This is a genomic window from Mammaliicoccus sp. JADD-157 (assembly GCF_049310805.1).
Lineage (GTDB): Bacteria > Bacillota > Bacilli > Staphylococcales > Staphylococcaceae > Mammaliicoccus > Mammaliicoccus lentus.
This window is the reverse complement of sequence record NZ_JBMOVZ010000001.1, coordinates 443,688-464,756: the sequence shown is the minus strand read 5'-3', so window position 1 is coordinate 464,756 and position 21,069 is coordinate 443,688. Positions and strand designations below refer to the sequence as shown.

18 protein-coding genes are annotated in these 21,069 nt (G+C 31.6%); 5 read left to right on the top strand and 13 right to left on the bottom strand.

What is annotated here, in order from left to right; translation table 11 throughout:
* Positions 1-69 precede the first annotated feature (69 nt).
* Positions 70-999: a UDP-N-acetylmuramate dehydrogenase gene (gene murB, locus ACO6VN_RS02325; protein ID WP_194201020.1), complete on the top strand. Its 930-nt coding sequence runs from the start codon at positions 70-72 to the stop codon at positions 997-999.
* Positions 1,000-1,162: 163 nt separating this feature from the next.
* Here the strand turns inward: murB and ACO6VN_RS02320 are convergent, their stop codons facing one another.
* The 8 genes from ACO6VN_RS02320 to nrdI all read right to left on the bottom strand — a co-directional run bounded on the left by ACO6VN_RS02320 (position 1,163) and on the right by nrdI (position 9,305).
* A complete protein-coding gene (locus ACO6VN_RS02320; protein ID WP_422404191.1) occupies positions 1,163-2,203 on the bottom strand; it encodes a ferrated catecholamine ABC transporter substrate-binding lipoprotein SstD in 1,041 nt (346 codons plus the stop codon).
* A gap of 103 nt (positions 2,204-2,306) precedes the next feature.
* A complete protein-coding gene (locus ACO6VN_RS02315) occupies positions 2,307-3,107 on the bottom strand; it encodes an ABC transporter ATP-binding protein (RefSeq protein ID WP_194201022.1) in 801 nt (266 codons plus the stop codon).
* Complete coding sequence (locus ACO6VN_RS02310; protein WP_017000361.1) at positions 3,104-4,069, bottom strand: iron chelate uptake ABC transporter family permease subunit; 966 nt, start codon at positions 4,067-4,069, stop codon at positions 3,104-3,106. Before ACO6VN_RS02310 ends, ACO6VN_RS02315 begins: the two co-directional genes overlap by 4 nt.
* Positions 4,062-5,030, bottom strand: a complete 969-nt coding sequence (locus ACO6VN_RS02305; protein WP_017000362.1) for an ABC transporter permease — start codon at positions 5,028-5,030, stop codon at positions 4,062-4,064. The genes ACO6VN_RS02310 and ACO6VN_RS02305 overlap by 8 nt, the downstream gene beginning before the upstream one ends.
* Positions 5,031-5,154: 124 nt before the next feature.
* Positions 5,155-5,586, bottom strand: a complete 432-nt coding sequence (locus tag ACO6VN_RS02300) for a FixH family protein (RefSeq protein WP_194201023.1) — start codon at positions 5,584-5,586, stop codon at positions 5,155-5,157.
* A gap of 253 nt (positions 5,587-5,839) precedes the next feature.
* Positions 5,840-6,811 carry a class 1b ribonucleoside-diphosphate reductase subunit beta gene (gene nrdF / locus ACO6VN_RS02295; RefSeq protein WP_194201024.1) on the bottom strand — a complete coding sequence of 324 codons (972 nt, stop codon included), beginning with the start codon at positions 6,809-6,811 and terminating at the stop codon, positions 5,840-5,842.
* Positions 6,812-6,838: 27 nt separating this feature from the next.
* Positions 6,839-8,944 (bottom strand): class 1b ribonucleoside-diphosphate reductase subunit alpha, encoded by a 2,106-nt coding sequence (gene nrdE / locus ACO6VN_RS02290; protein ID WP_194201025.1) that lies wholly within the window; start codon positions 8,942-8,944, stop codon positions 6,839-6,841.
* On the bottom strand, positions 8,916-9,305 hold the full coding sequence (gene nrdI / locus ACO6VN_RS02285) for a class Ib ribonucleoside-diphosphate reductase assembly flavoprotein NrdI (protein ID WP_194201026.1): 390 nt from the start codon (positions 9,303-9,305) through the stop codon (positions 8,916-8,918). The genes nrdE and nrdI overlap by 29 nt, the downstream gene beginning before the upstream one ends.
* Positions 9,306-9,678: 373 nt before the next feature.
* Here nrdI and ACO6VN_RS02280 point away from each other — a divergent pair, with 373 nt between their 5' ends.
* The 4 genes from ACO6VN_RS02280 to ACO6VN_RS02265 all read left to right on the top strand — a co-directional run bounded on the left by ACO6VN_RS02280 (position 9,679) and on the right by ACO6VN_RS02265 (position 14,681).
* Entirely contained in the window at positions 9,679-10,563 is an 885-nt protein-coding gene (locus tag ACO6VN_RS02280) for a DMT family transporter (protein ID WP_194201027.1), read from the top strand.
* Positions 10,564-10,566: 3 nt separating this feature from the next.
* Positions 10,567-11,067 carry a preQ(1) synthase gene (gene queF / locus ACO6VN_RS02275; protein WP_194201028.1) on the top strand — a complete coding sequence of 167 codons (501 nt, stop codon included), beginning with the start codon at positions 10,567-10,569 and terminating at the stop codon, positions 11,065-11,067.
* Positions 11,068-11,490: 423 nt separating this feature from the next.
* The gene (locus ACO6VN_RS02270; RefSeq protein ID WP_017000369.1) at positions 11,491-13,005 is read left to right on the top strand and encodes a peptide MFS transporter; all 1,515 of its coding nucleotides are present in this window, start codon (positions 11,491-11,493) and stop codon (positions 13,003-13,005) included.
* A gap of 173 nt (positions 13,006-13,178) precedes the next feature.
* Positions 13,179-14,681, top strand: coding sequence for a peptide MFS transporter (locus tag ACO6VN_RS02265; protein WP_017000370.1), 1,503 nt, complete (start codon positions 13,179-13,181; stop codon positions 14,679-14,681).
* A 92-nt stretch (positions 14,682-14,773) separates the two neighbouring features.
* On the opposite strand, the gene ACO6VN_RS02260 is transcribed toward ACO6VN_RS02265, so the two are convergent.
* The 5 genes from ACO6VN_RS02260 to recQ form a co-directional block, all read right to left on the bottom strand.
* Positions 14,774-15,352: a 5' nucleotidase, NT5C type gene (locus ACO6VN_RS02260; protein ID WP_216683907.1), complete on the bottom strand. Its 579-nt coding sequence runs from the start codon at positions 15,350-15,352 to the stop codon at positions 14,774-14,776.
* A gap of 64 nt (positions 15,353-15,416) precedes the next feature.
* On the bottom strand, positions 15,417-16,484 hold the full coding sequence (gene hisC / locus ACO6VN_RS02255; RefSeq protein ID WP_194201030.1) for a histidinol-phosphate transaminase: 1,068 nt from the start codon (positions 16,482-16,484) through the stop codon (positions 15,417-15,419).
* A gap of 231 nt (positions 16,485-16,715) precedes the next feature.
* Positions 16,716-18,230: an ABC transporter permease/substrate-binding protein gene (locus tag ACO6VN_RS02250; protein WP_064204696.1), complete on the bottom strand. Its 1,515-nt coding sequence runs from the start codon at positions 18,228-18,230 to the stop codon at positions 16,716-16,718.
* Positions 18,230-19,189, bottom strand: a complete 960-nt coding sequence (locus tag ACO6VN_RS02245) for an ABC transporter ATP-binding protein (protein WP_194201031.1) — start codon at positions 19,187-19,189, stop codon at positions 18,230-18,232. Before ACO6VN_RS02245 ends, ACO6VN_RS02250 begins: the two co-directional genes overlap by 1 nt.
* Positions 19,190-19,280: 91 nt before the next feature.
* Entirely contained in the window at positions 19,281-21,059 is a 1,779-nt protein-coding gene (gene recQ, locus ACO6VN_RS02240) for a DNA helicase RecQ (protein ID WP_194201032.1), read from the bottom strand.
* Between the last annotated feature and the right edge of the window lie 10 nt (positions 21,060-21,069).

Below are 21,069 nucleotides of genomic sequence, written 5' to 3'. Positions count from 1 at the left end.
CTATTCGCTTAAACTGGAAAATCTTGATATAATATTTTTAAGAGCACAGTAAAGAAAGGACGTCGAACGGTGAATAACCCTACAATTTTGGAGGATTTATCAAAATTTCTCCCTAACTCATTAATTAAGGTGAATGAACCTTTAAAAAAATATACTTTCACGAAAACAGGTGGAAAAGCAGACTTTTACTTATCCCCTACTTCATATACAGAAGTTCAAAAAATAGTAGAATATGCATACCTTAATCAAATCCCTTTAACGTTTTTAGGGAATGGTTCTAATATCATCATTAGAGACGGGGGTATACGCGGTATTGTAATCAGTTTATTACAATTCAATCAAATTCACGTTCGTGACGGTTGTATAACATGTGGAAGTGGCGCAGCGATTATAGATGTATCAAGACGTGCAAGAGACCATCATTTAACAGGATTGGAATTTGCATGTGGCATCCCCGGTTCTGTCGGTGGTGCAGTCTATATGAACGCAGGAGCTTATGGTGGCGAAGTTAAAGATTGCATTGATTACATTAAAGCTATAGACGATACAGGCAAGCTATATACAATACAAAGCGATGAACTCGAACTTGGTTACAGAACAAGTATTGTTCAACGTCAACATTTAGTTGTACTTGAAGCAACTTTCAAATTACAGCCGGGAGATATAAAGACAATACAAGCTACAATGGATGATTTGACACAAAGAAGACAAGATAAACAGCCTTTAGAGTATCCATCATGTGGCAGTGTTTTCCAAAGACCTCCTAACCACTTTGCAGGTAAATTGATACAAGATGCTGACCTACAAGGCCATAGAATAGGCGGTGTAGAAGTATCAACTAAACATGCTGGTTTTATAGTAAATGTAGATAACGGAACAGCTACTGATTACGAAATGATTATTGAACATGTTCAAAAAGTCGTTAAAGAAAAGTTTGACGTAGAACTGAAACGTGAAGTACGCATTATTGGAGAACCAACAGATCAATTAACAAATTAAAATAAATACTTCAGTGAAACGTATAAGCAGCCAACAAGACAATATTTTGTCTTGTTGGCTGCTTTTTCAGATATATAAATACTCCTAATCCATTAGTTAAATAAACTTGGGATTAGGAGTATTCTTTTTAAGCTGGGGCATTAAAATATCTCAGCCTTATTTCTTATTCTAAACCTTTAGCAACTTCGTCTACTTGTTTTTCAGTAGTTCTTACGCCACCTGAAGCTAAGTACCATAATTGTGGATCAACGTTTACAACTTTGTCTTCTTTAATTGCTGTAACATCTTTGATAACGTCATTTGATAATGCTTTGTTAGCACTTTCTTCTCCACCAATTGCTTTACCTCTGTCCATCGCATAGATGATGTCAGGGTTCTTTTCAGAAACATATTCGAAGCTTACTGGTTGACCATGTGTGCTTGCTTTTAAGTCTTTATCGACTGGTTTTACATCCAATACGTCAAAGATTAAGCTACCAAATCTTGCACCTGGACCATATGTAGATAACTCACCTTCGTTAGCTAATAAGTACATTGCTTTTTTATCTGATTTATCAGCTTTTGCTTTAACATCTTTAATTTTCTTCTCTAAGCTCTTGTTTAATTCTTTTGCTTTATCTTCTTTATCAAAAATTTTACCTAAGTTATTCGTATTTTCTTCAACTGAGTTCAAGTAATTTTTATCATCTGCACCTACGTATAATCTTGCTGCGTCTGGAGCTGCTTTTTTCAATTCATCTTGTACTTCAGTACCTGCAGTACGACCAGAGAATAGAATTAAGTCTGGGTCAATTTCTGCAATTTTATCGTAGTTTACTTCTTTAACTGAACCAGTGTTTACAAATTCGTCACCTTTGAATGTGTCTAAGAATTTAGGTAATGAAGCGCCGCCTTCACCTTTAGGTACACCTTTAACTGCGTCTTTTGCACCTAATGCTTCAACTGTATCTAAAGTACCATAATCTAATACAACAACTTTCTTAGGATTAACTGGAACTTTCACTTTCTCTTCTACTGTCTTAGCATCACTGCCGTCTTTCTCTTTACCACGAACTTGATATTTAGATTCGATTTCTACTGTTTTAGAATCACTCTTAGTATCGTCTTTTGATGACTTTTCCTCTTTACTGCTTGAATCATTACCGCATGCTACTAATACGATTGATAATACTGCTATTAACATAAAACTAAATACTTTCTTCATGAACTAAACTCTCCTTCTTATATATAATGATGTAAAAACAGTGCATAAATAAATAATTACTTACTTGCAAATATCAAGCATCACTCCTTTCAATGTAAAAAGACTATATTGCTAAAGTTTGAATTTCTTCTGCTTCAATATATTCATTATCAAAGTAAACACAAATGCGTTGTCCATTGATCTCTTCGATTTTAATATCTAAATCATATATACCACTTAGTACAGGTTCTTCTATTACATCGTCTTTAGATCCTGCTATTTCTACTTTACCTTCTTTTATGGCAATGATTCTATCTGAATAACAAGAAGCGAAATTGATATCGTGAATCACGAGTACAATCGTTTTATTCATTTCTTTAACCAGTCTTCTTAATATCTTCATAATTTGAACGGAATGCTTCATATCTAGATTATTTAATGGTTCATCAAGTAAAATGTAATCAGTATCTTGAGCGATTGTCATTGCAATATAGGCACGTTGTCTTTGCCCACCTGATAATTCACCTAAATATTTGCCTTGTATTTCTGTTAAACCTAAATACTCTAAAGCTTTATCAATCATTTGATGATCTTCTTTTTTCAATTTCCCTTTTGAATATGGGAAACGTCCAAAACTTACTAATTGTCTAACTGTGATTTTCAACTCTGTATGGTTCGTTTGTTTTAAAATAGATAGTTTTTTCGCCAAATCATTACTTTTCATTGAAGTTATATCATGGTTATCTATTTTTATACTTCCGTTATCTTTTTCAATTAATCTACTAACCATTGCTAATACAGTACTTTTACCTGCACCATTAGGTCCTATAAATGATGTGATTTTTCCTGTTTCTATTTCGATGTCCACTTCGTCTACGACTTTATTGTTTTGATAAGCTTTCGTTAATCCTTCTACTTTTATCATGTTACATTACGCTCCTTTAATATTAAGAATATAAAGTAAATGCCGCCTATAAAGTTGATCATAATGCTAATTTCAGTGTTGCCTTCAAATAAATGTTCAACTACCCATTGGCCTAAAAATAAACTAATCCAACTAATTAAAATAGCTGTTGGTAGTATATATTTATGTTCAAACCTTTTTATAAATTCATGAGCCAAGTTCACTACAAGTAAACCTAAAAATGTAATAGGTCCAACTAATGCTGTAGAAACTGTAACAAGTAATGCTACCATTACCATCAACCATCTTGTAACTTGTGTATAATTGACCCCTAGGTTGATTGCTTGATCTCTACCTAATGAAAGTACATCTAAATACGGTTTAATAAAGAACGCAATGATAATCATTATGATTAATACAACGCCAGATATTAAAAGTATGCCTTCATTAATTGCATTAAAACTTGCGAACATTGCACTTTGAATAGATAAGAACTCTTCTGGATCTATCATCATCTCTATAAAACTGGATAAACTTGAGAAGAATGTCCCAAATACAATACCTAATAATAAAATGAAGAACACATTTTGATCTTTAGACCTAAATAATATTTGGAATAAGAATAAACTGAATATAATCATACCGACTAAAGTCACTAAGAAATTTAAATGGTTATTCAAAACAATTGTTGAAGTAGAACCAAAGAAAAATATTAATGAAGTTTTTATAAACATATAAACAGCATCTAAACCAATAATAGAAGGTGTCAAAATTCTATTGTTTGTAATTGTTTGGAAAATAACTGTTGACACTGCAATACTTGCACCAACTAATAACATCGCGATTGTCTTTCTTACACGGCTTGTTAATTGGTATTCTAAAATCTTTGGATTGATGTTATAGAACAAATACAACGCTGCTATTAAAATAGTTATAATGGATAAAAGGATGAGTTTCTGTACTGGTGTTAATTTCTTAAGCATTTTTCGAACGTCCTTTCATCAATAAAACTATGAAAATAAAGCTACCAATTACACCGATTGTTAAACCAATTGTAATTTCGTATGGGAATATAATCAGTCTTCCTAAAATGTCGCATATCATAACAAACAACGCGCCTAAGATTGCAGTGTGCGGTAAAGCATTTTTAAGATGATCACCTCGGAATATTGAAATTAAGTTCGGTATAATTAATCCTAAGAAAGGCATCATTCCTACTGTTACAACAACTAGTGCTGTAATGATAGATGCAATGATTAAACCAATATTAACTATTCTATGGTAATTTAATCCTAAGTTGACACTGAAGTCCTTTCCCATACCTGCAATCGTAAATTTGTTGGCAAAAATATACGCAATTATCAATAAAGGAATACTTATGTATAAAATTTCGTATCGCCCACTAGTAATAATAGAAAAGTTACCTTGCATAAAGTTTCCAATGCTTTGAACAGCGTTTGTTCTTAAAGCAACAAAGGTTGAAAAACTAGAAACAATGTTACCAAGCATTATCCCTACAAGTGGTATAAAAATAACATCTTTGAATTGAATTCTTTGTAGGATTTGCATGAATAACATTGTTCCAAATAAACTTAGTAATGTTGCGAATAAAAGTTTAAATAATATATTCGTGTCTGGAAATAGTATCAGTGAAATTAAAACACCTAACTTTGCCCAATCCATCGTGCCTGCTGTTGTTGGAGAAACAAATTTATTTCTCGTTAACTGTTGCATAATCAGACCGCATATTGCTAAACAACTTCCTGAAATAATAATACTAACCGTTCTAGGAATTCTACTAGATACTAGTATATTTTTCTGTTCATCTGTAAGACTTAATATTTGTAAAGGTCTCACTTCTGAAACACCAATAAATATTGAGAAGAATGTTGCGATAACTAATAATACAATCAATACATCTAAACGCATTAAAAACTTTCCCATGATACACCCTACTTCTCTTAGTTGATAACGATTATCATTATCTTTATTGTAATGAATATTCAGTTAAAATGCAATGCTATTTAAAAAAAGAGTAATGAAATTAAATTTCATTACTCTTTTATAATTATTTTATATTAATGTCTTTGTTCGGCATTGTATGCTGATCACGTGCTGTGACATGACTTGTGATATTATAAGTACCTTCTTCATTGAATTTATACTTTAAAGTATATTTCCCGTCTTTATTTTCTTTCACTTTTTTCATTTCAGAATTCTTTTTGTCGCCATCTTTTATGATTTCAAACATTACTTCATCAGCGTCTTTTACTTTTTCTTTCCCTAATGTAACTTCAGCAGATAAGTCTACTTCTTCCCCTTTTTTCGCTTCTTCTGGTACATCTAGCTTAACTTCTAAAGCTTGAGGTTTATCAGACGAATCATGATCTGACTGCTTATGTTCTGAATGATTTTCTTCTTTTTCTTTATTATCATTACCACAAGCCGCTAATACAGAAATAATTAACAATGATAAAAGACCCAGTAAAACTCTTTTCATATGTAACCCACCTTTTTTAAATTCTATTCTCATTATATCTAATTAAGTAAATGTAAAATGCTTAAATATTGAAAAATATGTTAACTTTTCTATTCAAAAGCTAAAATTACACTTTTATATACTTTCATTTTATATGTTTTTACCTTAAATAAAAAGGTCTTTTAAAGTATAGGATACAAAAAACTGCCACTAAAGTTTTGCACTTTGCGACAGTTTTAAGAAAGTAATAATTACTTTTATTTAATTATTGTTTTTAGTTTTCATCGAAGATAAAATCTTCATCTGTTAAAGGTTCAACATTTAGAGCTAATACATAGCCATCGCCTTTAACACTGAAAAAGTCATGGTTTTTAGTGCTTGTGTTTAAAGCATTTTCGATAATAGGGTTGAATGATTTCTCTTCATAATAAGGCTCGAAACCTAAGTTAGCTAATGCTTTGTTAGCATTATACGCAACATAATTCATAACATCATCTGTTAACCCAATTTCATCATAAAGCATTTTTGTATATTCATACTCATTTTTGAACAATAGCTCTAGCATGCGATACATTTCTTTATCCGCTTTTAATTGCTCATCTTCAGTTAATTCATTTCTTAAACTTTGTGCATCTAAACCAGTAAATACACCATGAATAGATTCATCAAGTAATATTTTACGAATAATTTCTCCAGAAGTTGTCATGCGACCTTGTCCTGCTAAATATAATGGATAATAGAATCCTGAGTAGAATAAGAATGTCTCAAGGAACACACTCGCTACACGGGCCATATATTGATCATATACTGACGCGTCTTTAGACCATAATTTATGATAATTGCTCAGAATGATATCTGATTTATATTTTAAATGTGGTTCTTCTACTACCCACGTATCTAGTAATTCGTTTGTTTCACTAGATGGTAGTAACGTTGTGAAAATATGAGAATAACTTTTCGCATGAATTTGCTCCATCATACCCATAAATGAATAAACTGCTTTTTTACGTAAATCTTTAGTATGCATCATAATAAGTGGCATGCCGTCATCAGCTTGATGTGTATCTAAGCCTGTTAATCCAGCTAATGCTTTCTTAAATGCATTCTTTTCAGGTTCTGTTAAAGTTTCCCAGCTTGCAATATCTTTAGAAACTTTAAATTCTGTTTCTACCCACATTTGGGAAATGTTTTGACGCCAAAACATGTTTGTCATATCTTCTTGTGTATTCCAATTTACTGCCTTCATGTTAGATCTCCTATCTTATTAAAATGATTAAATTGAACAACTTGTACATTCTTCAACGCTTAATAATTTGTTACGAGTATAATAAAGTGATTTTAATCCTTTATGATGTGCATATACATATAGTCTTGAAAGTTCACGTGTTGAAATTTCAGAATTTACATATAGGATTGTTGAAATACCTTGGTCTACGTGTTGTTGAATCGTCGCAATTAAATCAATTAATTTCATTTGATCTGTGTTAAATGCTGATTTGTAATACCACATTGTTTCTGGTGATAAGAATGGCATAGGGTAAAATGTTTCTGAGTTACCATATGTTCTTCTTTCAATTTGGTCAACGATTGGCATAACAGAACTTGTAGCATTTTGAACATAAGAAATACTTTGTGTTGGTGCAATAGCAAGTCTGTATGCATGGTAAAGACCGTTTTCTTTAACTTTTTCAGCTAAAGCTTTCCAATCTTCTGCAGTTGGAATATCTAATCCTTCAAATAAATCTGCTACATTATCAAATTGCGGTTTAATATCTTCTTGTGCATACTTCTCGAAATATTTTCCTGAAGCGTAATCCGATTTATCAAAATCAACGTAAGTTTCTTGTCTTTCTTTCGCTATTTCCATTGAACGTTCTATAGAATAATAGTTCATCATCATAAAGAATACATTTGCAAAGTCTTTAGCTTGTTCTGATTCATAGCCGATTTTATTTTTTGCTAAATATCCATGTAAGTTCATTACACCTAAACCAACTGAGTGTAATTCATTATTTGCTTTTCTAACACCCGGAGCATTTTTGATTTCAGTATCATCTGAAACGACTGTTAATGCATCCATACCTGTATGAACAGAATCTCTGAATTTTTTAGATTCCATAACATTTACAATATTTAATGAACCTAAGTTACAAGAAATATCACGTTTAATTTCATCTTCTGTTCCATAGTCATTAATAACTGAAGTTTCTTGCAGTTGGAAAATTTCAGTACATAGGTTACTCATTTTAATTTGGCCAATTTCAGAGTTTGGATGAACTTTGTTTGCATTGTCTTTAAACATTAAATAAGGATAACCTGATTGTAATTGTGTTTGTGCAATTGTATTTAACATTTCACGTGCATCTTTAGCTTTCTTGATGATGTTAGGGTTTGCTACTAGCTCATCGTAATACTCGTCTAAGTTAATATCATCTAATGTTTTACCGTACTCACGTTCAACCGTGTGTGGTGCAAACATGTAGAAGTCTTTACCTTCTTTTGCTAAATCGAAGAATTTAGAAGGAACAATTAATCCAGTTGAGATAGTTGAAAGTCTAATATCTTCGTCCGCGTTTACTTTTTTAGTATCTAAGAATTCAAGAACATCATAGTGGAAGATGTTTAAATATACTGCGCCTGCACCAGGTCTTTGACCAAGTTGATCCGCATAACTAAATCCACCTTCTAATGATTTAGCAACTGGTAGTACACCTTTAGCTACACCTTTAATACCTTTAATCGCTTCGCCACGTGCACGAAGTTTAGATAAGTTGATTGCAACTCCTCCGCCAATTTTACTTAATTGTTTCGCTGTTGAATCAATAAAGTTAATAGAGTTTAAGCTATCATCTACTTCTAATAGGAAACAACTCACTAATTCACCACGTCTTGCTCTACCCGCGTTTAAGAAAGTAGGTGTTGCTGGTTGAATACGTTGTTCAATCATTCCTTCAATAAATTGTTTCGCTTGTGCTACGTTTCCTTTAGCTAAATACAATGAAACAATAATAACGTGTTCTTTATATGTTTCTAAATACTGAGATTTATCGTTAGTCTTTAAGGCATAATCTTTAAAGAATTTACTTGCTGACATGTAACTTGCAAACTGAAAAGGAATAGAATCTGCAAATTCATTTATTTCTTCTAAATCCGCTTCACTATACTCTTTGAATAAATCATAATAGAAATCTTGATCAACCAAAGCATGTAAACGTTCAATTGGAGTACCAAATTGAATTGTTTTTTCTTTTACTTCTTCTAAATAAACTTCTAATGCTTCTTGGTCTTTCTCAATATCAAAGAAACCATCTTCTCTACGCTTAGTCACTTTATTATTTAATTCGATATGATTATAATTCTGTTTGTTTATCATTTTCATAAAGATTAACCACCTTTTCTCTAAATTCATCTGCTATTTCCTGATTACCATGAAGTTCAAACTTCATTAATAAAGGGACATTATAATTATTCGCAATTTCCTCGCTCGCTTTTGCAAAATTATTGCCCCAGTTTCTATTTCCACTGCCAGCTACCGCTTTAAGATTTTTATGATTTACATCTAAAAATGCTTGGACGGGGTCAGGTACTTGGCCAAACCCAATTGTACCTGTGACAATTATAAATGGTTCATTTATTTCTTTTGTCTTGTTTGCTTCAGTGAGAGCCATCGTATTCGATAATCCTGCTCTTTGAATAAATCGTCTAACATTACCTGTTAAAGAAAAATAAATTATCTTCATACACTATCACCTACCATATGTATATACTTTGTGTTTACGAATTTTTATAAATTAAAAATATAAATTTTTACATAGTTTATAACTTTTTATTCTAAATGCGCAAAACACAAGATATAGTGTTAACTTTTGTTAGTACATACTATATTATGTGATTTATTATAACATTAACGACGAGCCATAACACTCATAATACCTTAAATTTTTATAAAAAATAGGGTTGACTTTATCGATATGTCACATAAGTGTTGTTATATCAACATTTGAAAATTTCTTTATTTTACTTTCATAAATTTAAAAAATTAGAATTCCATATACTTTGTAAAGTGAGTTATGATAATATATGTTCATTGATAAAAAATGGAAGGTGTATAAAATGAATTCTACAATAAAAGGTATCCTTGCTATACTTATATCTTCTATTGGATTTAGCTTAATGGCTGTTTTCTTCAGATTGTCTGGTGATTTACCGGTTTTCCAAAAATCATTATTCAGAAATCTAGTAGCCATGCTTGTTCCAATATATATTGCTTATAAAGCACGAGTATCATTTTTCGGCAAATTAGAAAACCAACCATTGTTAATTTTAAGATCCTCTCTAGGACTCATTGGTGTTTTGCTAAATATTTATGCTATCGACCATATGGTACTAAGTGACGCAGACATGTTAATGAAATTAAATCCATTTTGGACTATTATTCTATGTGCACTATTTCTAAATGAACGCGCTAGAAAATACCAAGTTATTGCAATGATTGTCGCAATAGCAGGTGCAATTTTCATTATCAAGCCTTCATTTGATTCAGATATGACACCAGCGATTATTGGTCTATTATCAGGATTATTTGCTGCAGGTGCCTATACTTGTCTGAGACCTCTAGGTAAACGTGAAAAAGCTTATACAACTGTATTCTATTTTTCATTTTTCTCTACAGTAGTACTTATACCTTTTGTTATTTTCACGTATGAACCAATGAGCATAACACAAGTAATCATATTATTGTTATCTGGTGTTTTTGCTACTGTTGGTCAGTTCGGAATAACGATAGCTTATAGTTACGCTGCTGCTAAAGATATTTCAATCTTTGTATACGCGTCAGTAGTATTTAGTGCATTACTAGGTTTTATAATTTTCAAAGAGTCACCTGACTTATTAAGTTACCTTGGCTATATCATTATATTCCTTGCTGGGTATTATATGTTCAAAAAAGCTCAAAGAAATCCGAAACCAGAAGAATCAATAGAAAAAGGAGAATCATAAACAATGTCAGAAGGCAGAAAAAAAGAAGATTTAAAAGATATAACATTATTAGGAAACCAAAACAATCAATATTATGACCAATATAATCCAGAAGTTTTAGAAGTGTTTGATAATAAACACCAAGGCAGAGATTATTTTGTTAAATTTAACTGTCCTGAGTTCACATCATTGTGCCCTATTACAGGACAACCTGATTTTGCTGCAATTTATATATCATATATACCAAATGTAAAAATGGTAGAATCTAAATCTTTAAAACTCTACTTATTTAGTTTTAGAAATCATGGGGATTTCCATGAAGATTGTATGAATGTTATCATGAATGACTTGATTGACTTAATGGATCCACATTATATAGAAGTTTTAGGTAAATTCACGCCAAGAGGCGGTATTTCAATTGACCCATATACTAATTATGGTCGCCCAGGTACAAAGTATGAAGAAATGGCTGAATATCGTATGATGAATCATGACTTATATCCTGAAAACATCGATAATAGATAACAGACCATGATTCCAATTTATATATAGTAGAAATTGAGACATTAGCCTCAATTTCTCAAAAACAAACGCCCAATCCGCTAGTTAAATACGGATTGGGCGTTTGTTATATTTTAATTTATAGCTCTTGTTTAATATGAACGCTTCTATAGCCTCTCAAGTATGAATATGCACTTTTTTTCACCTTTCTATGCAATTCAGCATATTTTTAGACGTTATAAAGAAAACGCTTACAATCATTTCAACTTTTTTTACTTTCTTTATAAAGCCTGAAATGAAAGGGTTTAATTATTTTAAATAGTCATTATTGTATGAATATTATCAATATTTACCTTGTATTTTTATTAGCAAACGATTACAATTTAATATGTGCTATTTTTAAGTACAACACAATTTAATATAGTTTATAATGAGGGGAATTAAAAAATGGATAACAAACATTATTCAAAAGAGGAAATCATTCAAAGTACGCCACGTACTGGTTTTTTCGGTCATCCTAAAGGTTTATCAACTTTGTTCCTTACTGAATTCTGGGAAAGATTCAGTTATTATGGAATGAAAGCCATCCTTGCTTACTACATATATTATTCAGTAGCTAAAGGCGGATTTGGTATAGACCAAGGTTTAGCACTACAAATTGTCTCAATTTACGGAGCACTAGTATACATGAGTGGTGTTATCGGTGGTTGGATCGCTGATAGAATTACAGGTACTCGTCACGCCCTATTCTATGGTGGTATTCTAATCATGATAGGTCATATCTTACTATCATTACCAAATAACTTTACTTTATTACTTGTCGCGCTTTTATTCTTAATCATTGGTACAGGTTTATTAAAACCGAATATTTCATCAACAGTTGGTCTGTTGTATGAGAAAAATGACCCAAGATTGGATTCAGCGTTCACAATTTTCTATATGTCTATTAACTTAGGTGCATTAATTTCACCATTAATCATTGGATGGTTACAAGTAAATGTCGGATTCCACGCAGGCTTTGCAGTGGCAGCTGTAGGTATGTTCGTTGGTTTAGTTATTTACTTTATTACGAATAAAAAATATTTAGGTTTAGCTGGTATTGAAGTACCAGATCCACTTAATAAAGAAGAGAAAGCTAGAATAACTAAAATCGTAGCTATAGTTGTGATTATTGCCGCAATTGTCTGTCTCATTTTAAGTTTATTCGACCAATTAACTTTACCTAACTTTGCAAACTTCATTTCAGTATTAGGTGTATTATTACCTATTTATTACTTTATTAAAATTACAACAAGTAAGAAAACGGAAGACTATGAGCGTTCAAGAGTGTATGCTTATATACCGTTATTTATTGCAGCTGTTGCATTCTGGATGATTCAAGAACAAGGATCTACAGTGTTAGCTCAATTTGCTGATACAAAAACTGAATTAAGCATGGCGAAACTAACTGGTGGTGCTATTGATTTCAATATTCCAGCAGCATGGTTCCAATCACTTAATCCATTTTTCATTATTTTACTTGCACCTGTATTCTCAGTATTATGGGTAAAACTTGGTAAATTTAATCCACCAACTGTTTATAAATTCGCAATTGGTGTCTTATTCGCAGGATTATCATATATTATTATGGTCATCCCATTATCAAGTGATTCTTCAATCATTCACCCAATTTGGTTATTCGGTAGTTTCTTATTAGTTACTATAGGAGAGCTTTGTCTTTCACCTATTGCACTGTCAACTACAACTAAATTGGCACCTAAAGCTTTCACTGCTCAAATGATGAGTGTTTGGTTCTTATCAAACGCGATGGCTCAAGGTATTAACGCGCAAATGGTTAAATTATATACAAGCATAAGTACGAATGATTACTTCCTATACTCTGGTATAGTAGCAATCGTAATTGCAGCATTATTAATGGTTGCAAGTCCTAAAATTAAAACACTTATGGCTGGTGTTAAATAATATAAAGAAGACCGAGACAAATTTATGTTTCGGTCTTTTTTATATTATTTTTTTAGAATATTCATAATATTAGAACTTATACAAATTTTATTGAAATTTTTATTTTAGAGGTTTAAACTATTCTTTAAACTTACCTAAAAATTGGGGGAGAGTTTAGAAAGGAAGCGATTTTTATGGTCAAAATGACGCGCGAGGAAATGGTTGAAACTGTTCCTCAACATGGATTTTTTGGGCATCCACGCGGCTTAGGCATACTGTTTTTTGTTGAATTTTGGGAACGTTTCAGTTATTACGGTATGCGTGCTATTTTGCTGTACTATTTATACTTCTCCGTAAGTCAAGGCGGACTAGGATTAGATAAAATTACTGCTCAGCAAATTATGGCAATGTACGGCTCACTGATATTTATGACAGGTATTCTAGGTGGTTGGGTTGCAGATAGATTACTTGGTTCGAGAAGATCCTTACTCTTAGGTTCTATATTGATTATGTTCGGTCACGTTGTATTATCTTTACCATTTGGATTGGGCGCATTTTTAATCTCTATGATACTTATTATTGTCGGGTCAGGCTTAATGAAGCCAAACATTTCTAATGTTGTAGGTGGCCTATATCACAAAAATGATAATAGATTAGATGCGGGATTTGTTATTTTCTATATGTCAGTTAATATGGGGGCTTTATTATCACCTCTTATTATTGACAAAGTACGTTTGAATGTTGGTTTCCACCAAGGTTTCTCTATTGCAGCATTTGGTATGTTCTTAGCTTTAATAGCATACGTACTATTCCAAAGAAAAAGTCTTGGTGAAGTAGAGAACTTCCCTTCAAACCCTTTAAATCATAAAGAAAAAATTAAATACTCTAAAATATTTACATATAGTACGATAGGTATTCTTATATTATTAGGTATTTTATACTTAGTTGATCAACTTACATTTAATTCTATAAGTTTAATTGTCTTAATAGTCGGAATAGTAGTACCATTTATTTACTGGTCTATTATGTACCGAAGTCCAGATATTGATAGTACCGAGAAATCTCGATTGTTAGCTTATGTACCACTATTCTTAGCTTCAGTGCTTTTCTGGAGTATACAAGAACAAGGTTCAAACGTTCTAGGTGTATTTGCTCAAGAGAAAACACAATTAGATTTATCTGTGTATGGTATTAACTTCGAAATTCCAGCTGGTTGGTTCCAATCAATCAACCCATTTTTCATCGTAATATTTGCACCAATTATTTCAATGCTATGGCAAAAATTAGGTAAATATAACCCTTCTACACCTCTTAAATTTGTAATTGGTCTTACTTTTGCAGGTGTGTCATTTATTGCGATGATGATTGCGATGTCTATGCAACAAACTGAGTTAATGAATCCTATATGGCTAATTTTAAGTTTCTTCTTATGTGTAATTGGAGAGCTATGTTTATCTCCTACAGGATCAAGTGTTTCTGTGAAACTTGCACCAAGAGCATTCTCTGCACAAATGCTGAGCTTATGGTTCTTAACTAACGCAACTGCACAAGGAATCAACGGACAACTTGTAAAATTAATAAAACCATTAGGACACCAAAATTACTTCGGTCTTATTGGTGCAATCGCAATTGTTGTAGCATTAATTGTGCTTGCTATGACACCAAAAATCAAAAAACTTATGCAAGGTATACATTAAAAAAAGCCCAATCAATAGATTGGGCTTTTTTAATCAATTATATTGAGTTTGTTAGCTTAATTCTTGTGATATTAAATAATGAAATACCAAAATTACTTTATAGATTCGGATAAGTTTTTCTGTTTATTATATTCTCCATTTTCACCTAAGAAGTATTCTTCTACTTCTTTCCAATTGTATACTTTTGGCCACTTATCATAATCAATATTATGTGCTGCTGCATACATAATTGAATGATTATTAAAGCTTTCTAATTGTCTAGGATTGTCATCGATTAAGTAATCTGTATTTACAATTCCTTTATCACCGCAAAATACAAAATGTTGTGGATCAATAAATGGTAAGTGTTCTCTTAACCAAGCATATTTATCAGCAAATGATGTAGGTACGTCCATTGCAGCTGTAACGATAAAAACATCATAATATTCGTTTAATTTTCTTACAACATCTAATGCATCATCAAATACTTCTAAATCTCTGAAAAATCCATCTTCCCTAAGAATATCAGTTAAAATACCTTGGTGTTCAGGCATCATATTTCTAATTTTACTACCTTTTAGTTCTTCCATAGTAACGTTTGAAGAAGTTTCTTGATTATAACGCATTAATAATTTTTTAATTGTATCAACTAACACTTCATCCATATCAATACCGATTGTTTGTTTCGTCATTATACCTTCTCCTTTTATATCTCATGTATACTATTATAACAAAGAACTTATTTACTTTCCTTTTTTATGAATTTACTTTTTCGAAAAAGGCTTCTAATACTTTAATCATTTTATCGTTATGCTCACTAAAACCAACTGTAATACGAACCCCATTAGGAAACGGTCTTGTGATAAAACCTTCTTTTAATAATTGATCGTATAATTCTTGAGGTTTATCTGTGTTTACGAATACAAAGTTTGTTTGACTGTCGTATAAATGTTCTTTAAACGAAGAATTTAAGAATTTTTCAATTTCAGTTCTATTCTTGCTAGTAATATCTTTTAAATATTCTTGATCTTTTAACGCTGCGTTAGCTGCAACTGCGGATAATGACGTTACATTGAAAGGTAGACGAACAATATCAAGTTGGTTGAGTAATGCTTCATCGGCAATCGCATATCCAATTCGTTGTGATGCTAAGCCATATGCTTTAGAAAATGTTCTTAATACAACAACTTGTTTATATTTATCTAATAATTCTAAACTTCTAGGCATATCTTCAGCAACAGCAAACTCTATGTATGCTTCATCGATTAACACGATAATATTATCTGGAACTTTTTTAATAAATGATTCTAGTTCCTTGTGTGGTAAATACGTTCCAGATGGATTGTTAGGATTACAAATCCATATTAATTTCGTCTTATCAGTAATTTCTTCGTACATTGCATCTAAATCAAAATAACCATTATTAAGTGGCGTCGTCTTAACTTGTGCACGTTCAATGACAGCATGATGTTTATATTGTCCAAACGTCATATCACTCGTTAATATTTCATCATCTGCTTCTAATACTGCTCTAGAAATAATCATGATAACTTCATCTAAGCCAGATCCAAAAAATATTTGTTCTTTCTTTACGTTTAAAGACTGACTCAAAGTATCTTTTACATCAAATTGTTTCACTTCTGGATAATAAAATAACTCATCTAGACTTTCTTGTATTGCATCTTTAACTTTCGGAGAAGGGCCGTACAAATTTTCATTTGAAGCAAGCTTTACCATATCCCCTTCAATGCCGTACTTTTCTTTTAGTTGCCTTGGTGATAAACCAGGCTGATAAGCCTGTAACTCTTTTAATTGTTGCTTCATATCCTATGACCTCCATATTTAAAAATAAGTGTGAAATAGAAATCTAATCGTTCTCATAAAATTTCTATGTATCACTCCGTTAAAGATAACTAGATTGAAATACTTGATACAAGGACATTTTCAAACCAGATATCCATTGCAAATATAACATTTAAGGCTGAGTCATTTGTTTATGTCTCAGCCTCAATTAAATAATATTATAGACCTAACCATTTTCATAAATCAATGGCTTTAGTCAATTAGATTATTCTTCTTTAAATATTCTTCTGCAACTTGATATGCATCTTCATCTTTTACCGTAACACGATAATTCATTTCTTGCATTTCTTCGTCACTAATTTTACCTTTTAATTTGTTCATTGCTTTCACTACATCAGGGTGCTTTTCAACAGTTTCTTTTTTCATCATTGGCGCACCTTGATATGGTGGGAATAACTTTTTGTCATCTTCTAATACAACCATGCCATATTCTTTTAATTCAGCATCTGTTGAATATGCATCTATTAAGTCAATGTCATTACTTTCAATCGCTTGATAACGTAATTTAGGTTCCATTGTTTTTACATCATTGAATTTTAAGTTGTATTTATTTTGAATGCCTTTATAGCCATCTTCACGGTCGTTAAATTCTAACGTAAAGCCTGGTCTAATATCATCTTCAACTTTTTTTAAATCAGAAATAGTTTTTAAATTATGTTTTTTAGCATATTCTTCTTTAACTGCTAAAGCATACGTGTTGTTGTATTTCATAGGTTCTAACAATTGCATATCAAATTTCTTTTCTAAACTATCATTTGCTTGATTATATACATCTTTTTCTGTTGTTGATTTAGGTGTTTCTTTAGTTAATTCTCCTAATACAGTACCAGTGAATTCAAGATATCCGTCCACCTCATTAGATTTTAAAGCATTAAATAAGAACGAAGTCTTACCCATTCCAGCCTTCACATTTACTGTATTATCTGTTTCATCTTCAATTAAAATTTTATACATATTTGTGATAACTTCTGGTTCTGAGCCTAATTTACCTGCTAATGTAATTTTTTCACCTTTTTGTCCAAATAAAGGAGCGATAATTGTTATTAAGAAAACAAGTAAAATTGCGCCTAGAATAATAATCGATTTCTTGTACGAAATTTTCTCTAACATTCTTAAGAATACGTCGAAGAATATAGCGAGAATTGCAGCTGGTATCGCACCTAATAATATGAGTGATGAATTATTACGATCAATACCAAGTAAAATTAAATCCCCTAGTCCTCCTGCACCAATTAAAGCTGCTAACGTAGCAGTACCAATAATTAATACCATAGCTGTTCTAATACCAGCCATCATTACTGGCATAGCGAGTGGTAATTCGACTTTAGAAAGTCTTCTACCTGTTTTCATTCCTATACCTCTAGCAGCTTCAATAAGGGAAGGATCTACTTCTTTGATTCCTGTATATGTATTTCTTAAGATTGGTAATAATGCGTAAATAACCAATGCAATTATAGCTGGAATACGACCAATACCAAACAATGGAATCATCAACCCTAGCAAGGCTAGCGAAGGTATTGTTTGGAGAACTGCCGCAATGTTAATTACAACTTCAGCAATTTTATCTGTTTTTGTAAGTAAAATACCTAATGGAACAGCGATAACAACTGCAATAAGTAATGCAATAAACGATAATTGAATATGTTCCAGTAACGTTTCTAACAATTGTCCTTTTCTACTAGATAATGTTTCAAATAATACATTCATTATGAAACACCTCTATTCTTATCAGCTAAGTAACTAAAAACATACTGCCTAGTTACAATATGACTTGGTTCCTCTTCGCCTTTATCCATTACAATTGCTTCATGTTCAGCTAACAATCCATATATATCATCAATGGTTTGTGTTGGTGTTACTTTAGGATAAGCATCTATAGAAGTTGGATGAACTTCTGAAATAGGTTGCGCGATATCTCCTAACTGTACTTGTTTTAGTACATGAGCATCCATATTACCAATAAATGATTTAACAAATTCATTTTTAGGATGGTGAATAAAATCTTCTGTTGTGCCAATTTGTTCAACATGTCCCTCATTTAAGAGGCAAATACGGTCTCCCATTTTCATCGCTTCTTCTATATCATGTGTGACAAAGATAATTGTCTTGTTAATTTCAGATTGCAACTTCAGTACATCATCTTGTAAATTTTTACGACTAATTGGATCTAAAGCGCTGAATGGTTCATCCATCAGTACTACCGGTGGATCTGAAGCCAAGGCTCTTATAACACCGATTCTTTGTTGTTGTCCGCCTGATAATTCACTAGGGTATCGATCTCTAAATGTATCTGGGTCTAACCCTACCATATTCAATAATTCATCAACGCGTTTTGCAATATCTTGTTTTTTCCACTTTTTCATTTCAGGTACTTGTGAAATATTTTCTTTAATCGTCATATGTGGGAATAAAGCAATTTGTTGTAATACATAACCTATATCCCATCTCATTTCAGAAACATCATAATCACTAATTGGTTTATCATTAAAATAAATATATCCATCTGATAAATGAATCAAGCGATTAATCATTTTAAGCGTCGTTGTTTTCCCACACCCCGACGGTCCGATTAATACAAAAAATTCCCCTTTATTTACGTTGAAACTAACGTTATCAACCGCTTTTTTAGTACCATATAATTTTGAAACATTTTTAAATTTAATCATCCCAATATACCCCACATTTCCTTTTATTGTTCAAAATTAGATTTATCTTTATAATCATTTACCCTCAATAAATAATAAAATTCATTGTTTTTTAAATTGGTTGTTTATATTTTTTAATTGTATCAATAAATATTGGACAATAGTGTTTTAATTTATAACTACCTATTCCATCTATCATAATCATTTCTTTTTTAGATTCAGGTAGGCGTTTCGCAAATTGTTCTAAAATTTGGTCAGAAAAGATAGATAACGGGGATACTTCTAACTCTTTACTTAAGTCTTTTCTAACTTCAACTAGACGATTAAATAATGAGCGGTCTACATCTGTTATTGTTTGTATATCTACAATCTCTTTAGGTTTAGATTTAAATGGTGTTGTCATAATTTGCACATTACCCCTTAAAACTTCCATCGCTGATTGGTCAACACTCAATACTTCTTTATATTCATTTAAATATCCTTTAAACCTCAACTCGTCTAATAAATGGTGACATTCGTTTGTAGTATAATCTTTTAGTATTCCATAAGTACTTAGCTCTTCATATCCTAAAGATGTTATCTGAGTTGATTTCTCACCTCTAAGTACTTGTATAATCATATTCCGTTTTTCTTGTTGTTTTAATCTCGCAATGCAACTTAAAATTTTCTGTGCTTCAGTAGTCATGTCGTATGATTTTTTAGCTTCTAAACAACTTGAACATCTTCCGCACTCTTCAAGTTTTTCATCAGGGTTGAAATAATGAATCATCATCGCTTCAAGGCATTTCGTTGTCTTCGTGTATTGAATCATTTGTCTTAACTTCTCGCCTTGTTTTTCTTTATATTCATCATCCGCTTGGCTAGAAGAAATAAAGAATTTTTGTAAATCAATATCTCTATCAGAGAACAACAATATACATTCACTGTCTAATTGATCTCGTCCTGCTCTACCTGCTTCTTGATAATAAGACTCGATGTCTTGAGGCATATTATAATGAATCACAAATCTCACATTAGATTTATCTATTCCCATTCCGAAAGCATTGGTAGCGACTGCTAATTTTATATCATCGTCTATAAATTTTCTTTGTGCACGTTCTCTTTCTTCTTTCGGCAGACCAGCGTGATACATAACATTTTTTATATCTAAATCGTCAAAAGTCTCACTAAGTTGTTCTACTTGTTTTCTTGTTGAACAATAAATAATGCCTGATTGATTAATATGACTTTTTACATAATCTTTGACGAAGTTCAATCTTTGGTATGTACTATTTACTTTAAACGTCAAATTTCCACGTTTAATAGACGTTTCAACAATATCTTGTTCTGCTATTCCTAGTTTCTGTGAAATATCTTCTTGTACTTCTTGGGTAGCCGTAGCAGTTAATGCAACTAATCTAAAATGATGTGGTAAGCTCATAACATGAGTTATCACTTCTTGATAACTCGGCCTAAAATCATGTCCCCATTTAGATATACAATGGGCTTCATCAAATGCTATAAGTTGAATATTACATTTATTTATTAATTGTACAAATTGTGGTTGATTAAAGCGCTCTGGTGCAATATATAGGAATTTAACTTGTCCTGAAACAAGTTCTCTTTCTACTCTATTCTTCTCTTTATTTGTTAATGTACTATTTAAAAATTCAGCTTTAATCCCCATAGACCTTAAGCTGTCAACTTGGTCTTTCATTAAAGAGATTAAAGGACTGATGACAATTGTTACGCCATCTAAATAAAGTCCTGGTACTTGATAACAAATTGATTTACCTCCGCCAGTTGGCATAACACCCAATGTTGGTCGATGATCAATCACTTTATCAATAATTTCTTTCTGTCCATCTCTAAATTGTTGATACCCAAAGTATTCTTTTAAAATATTTTGCATCTATATTACA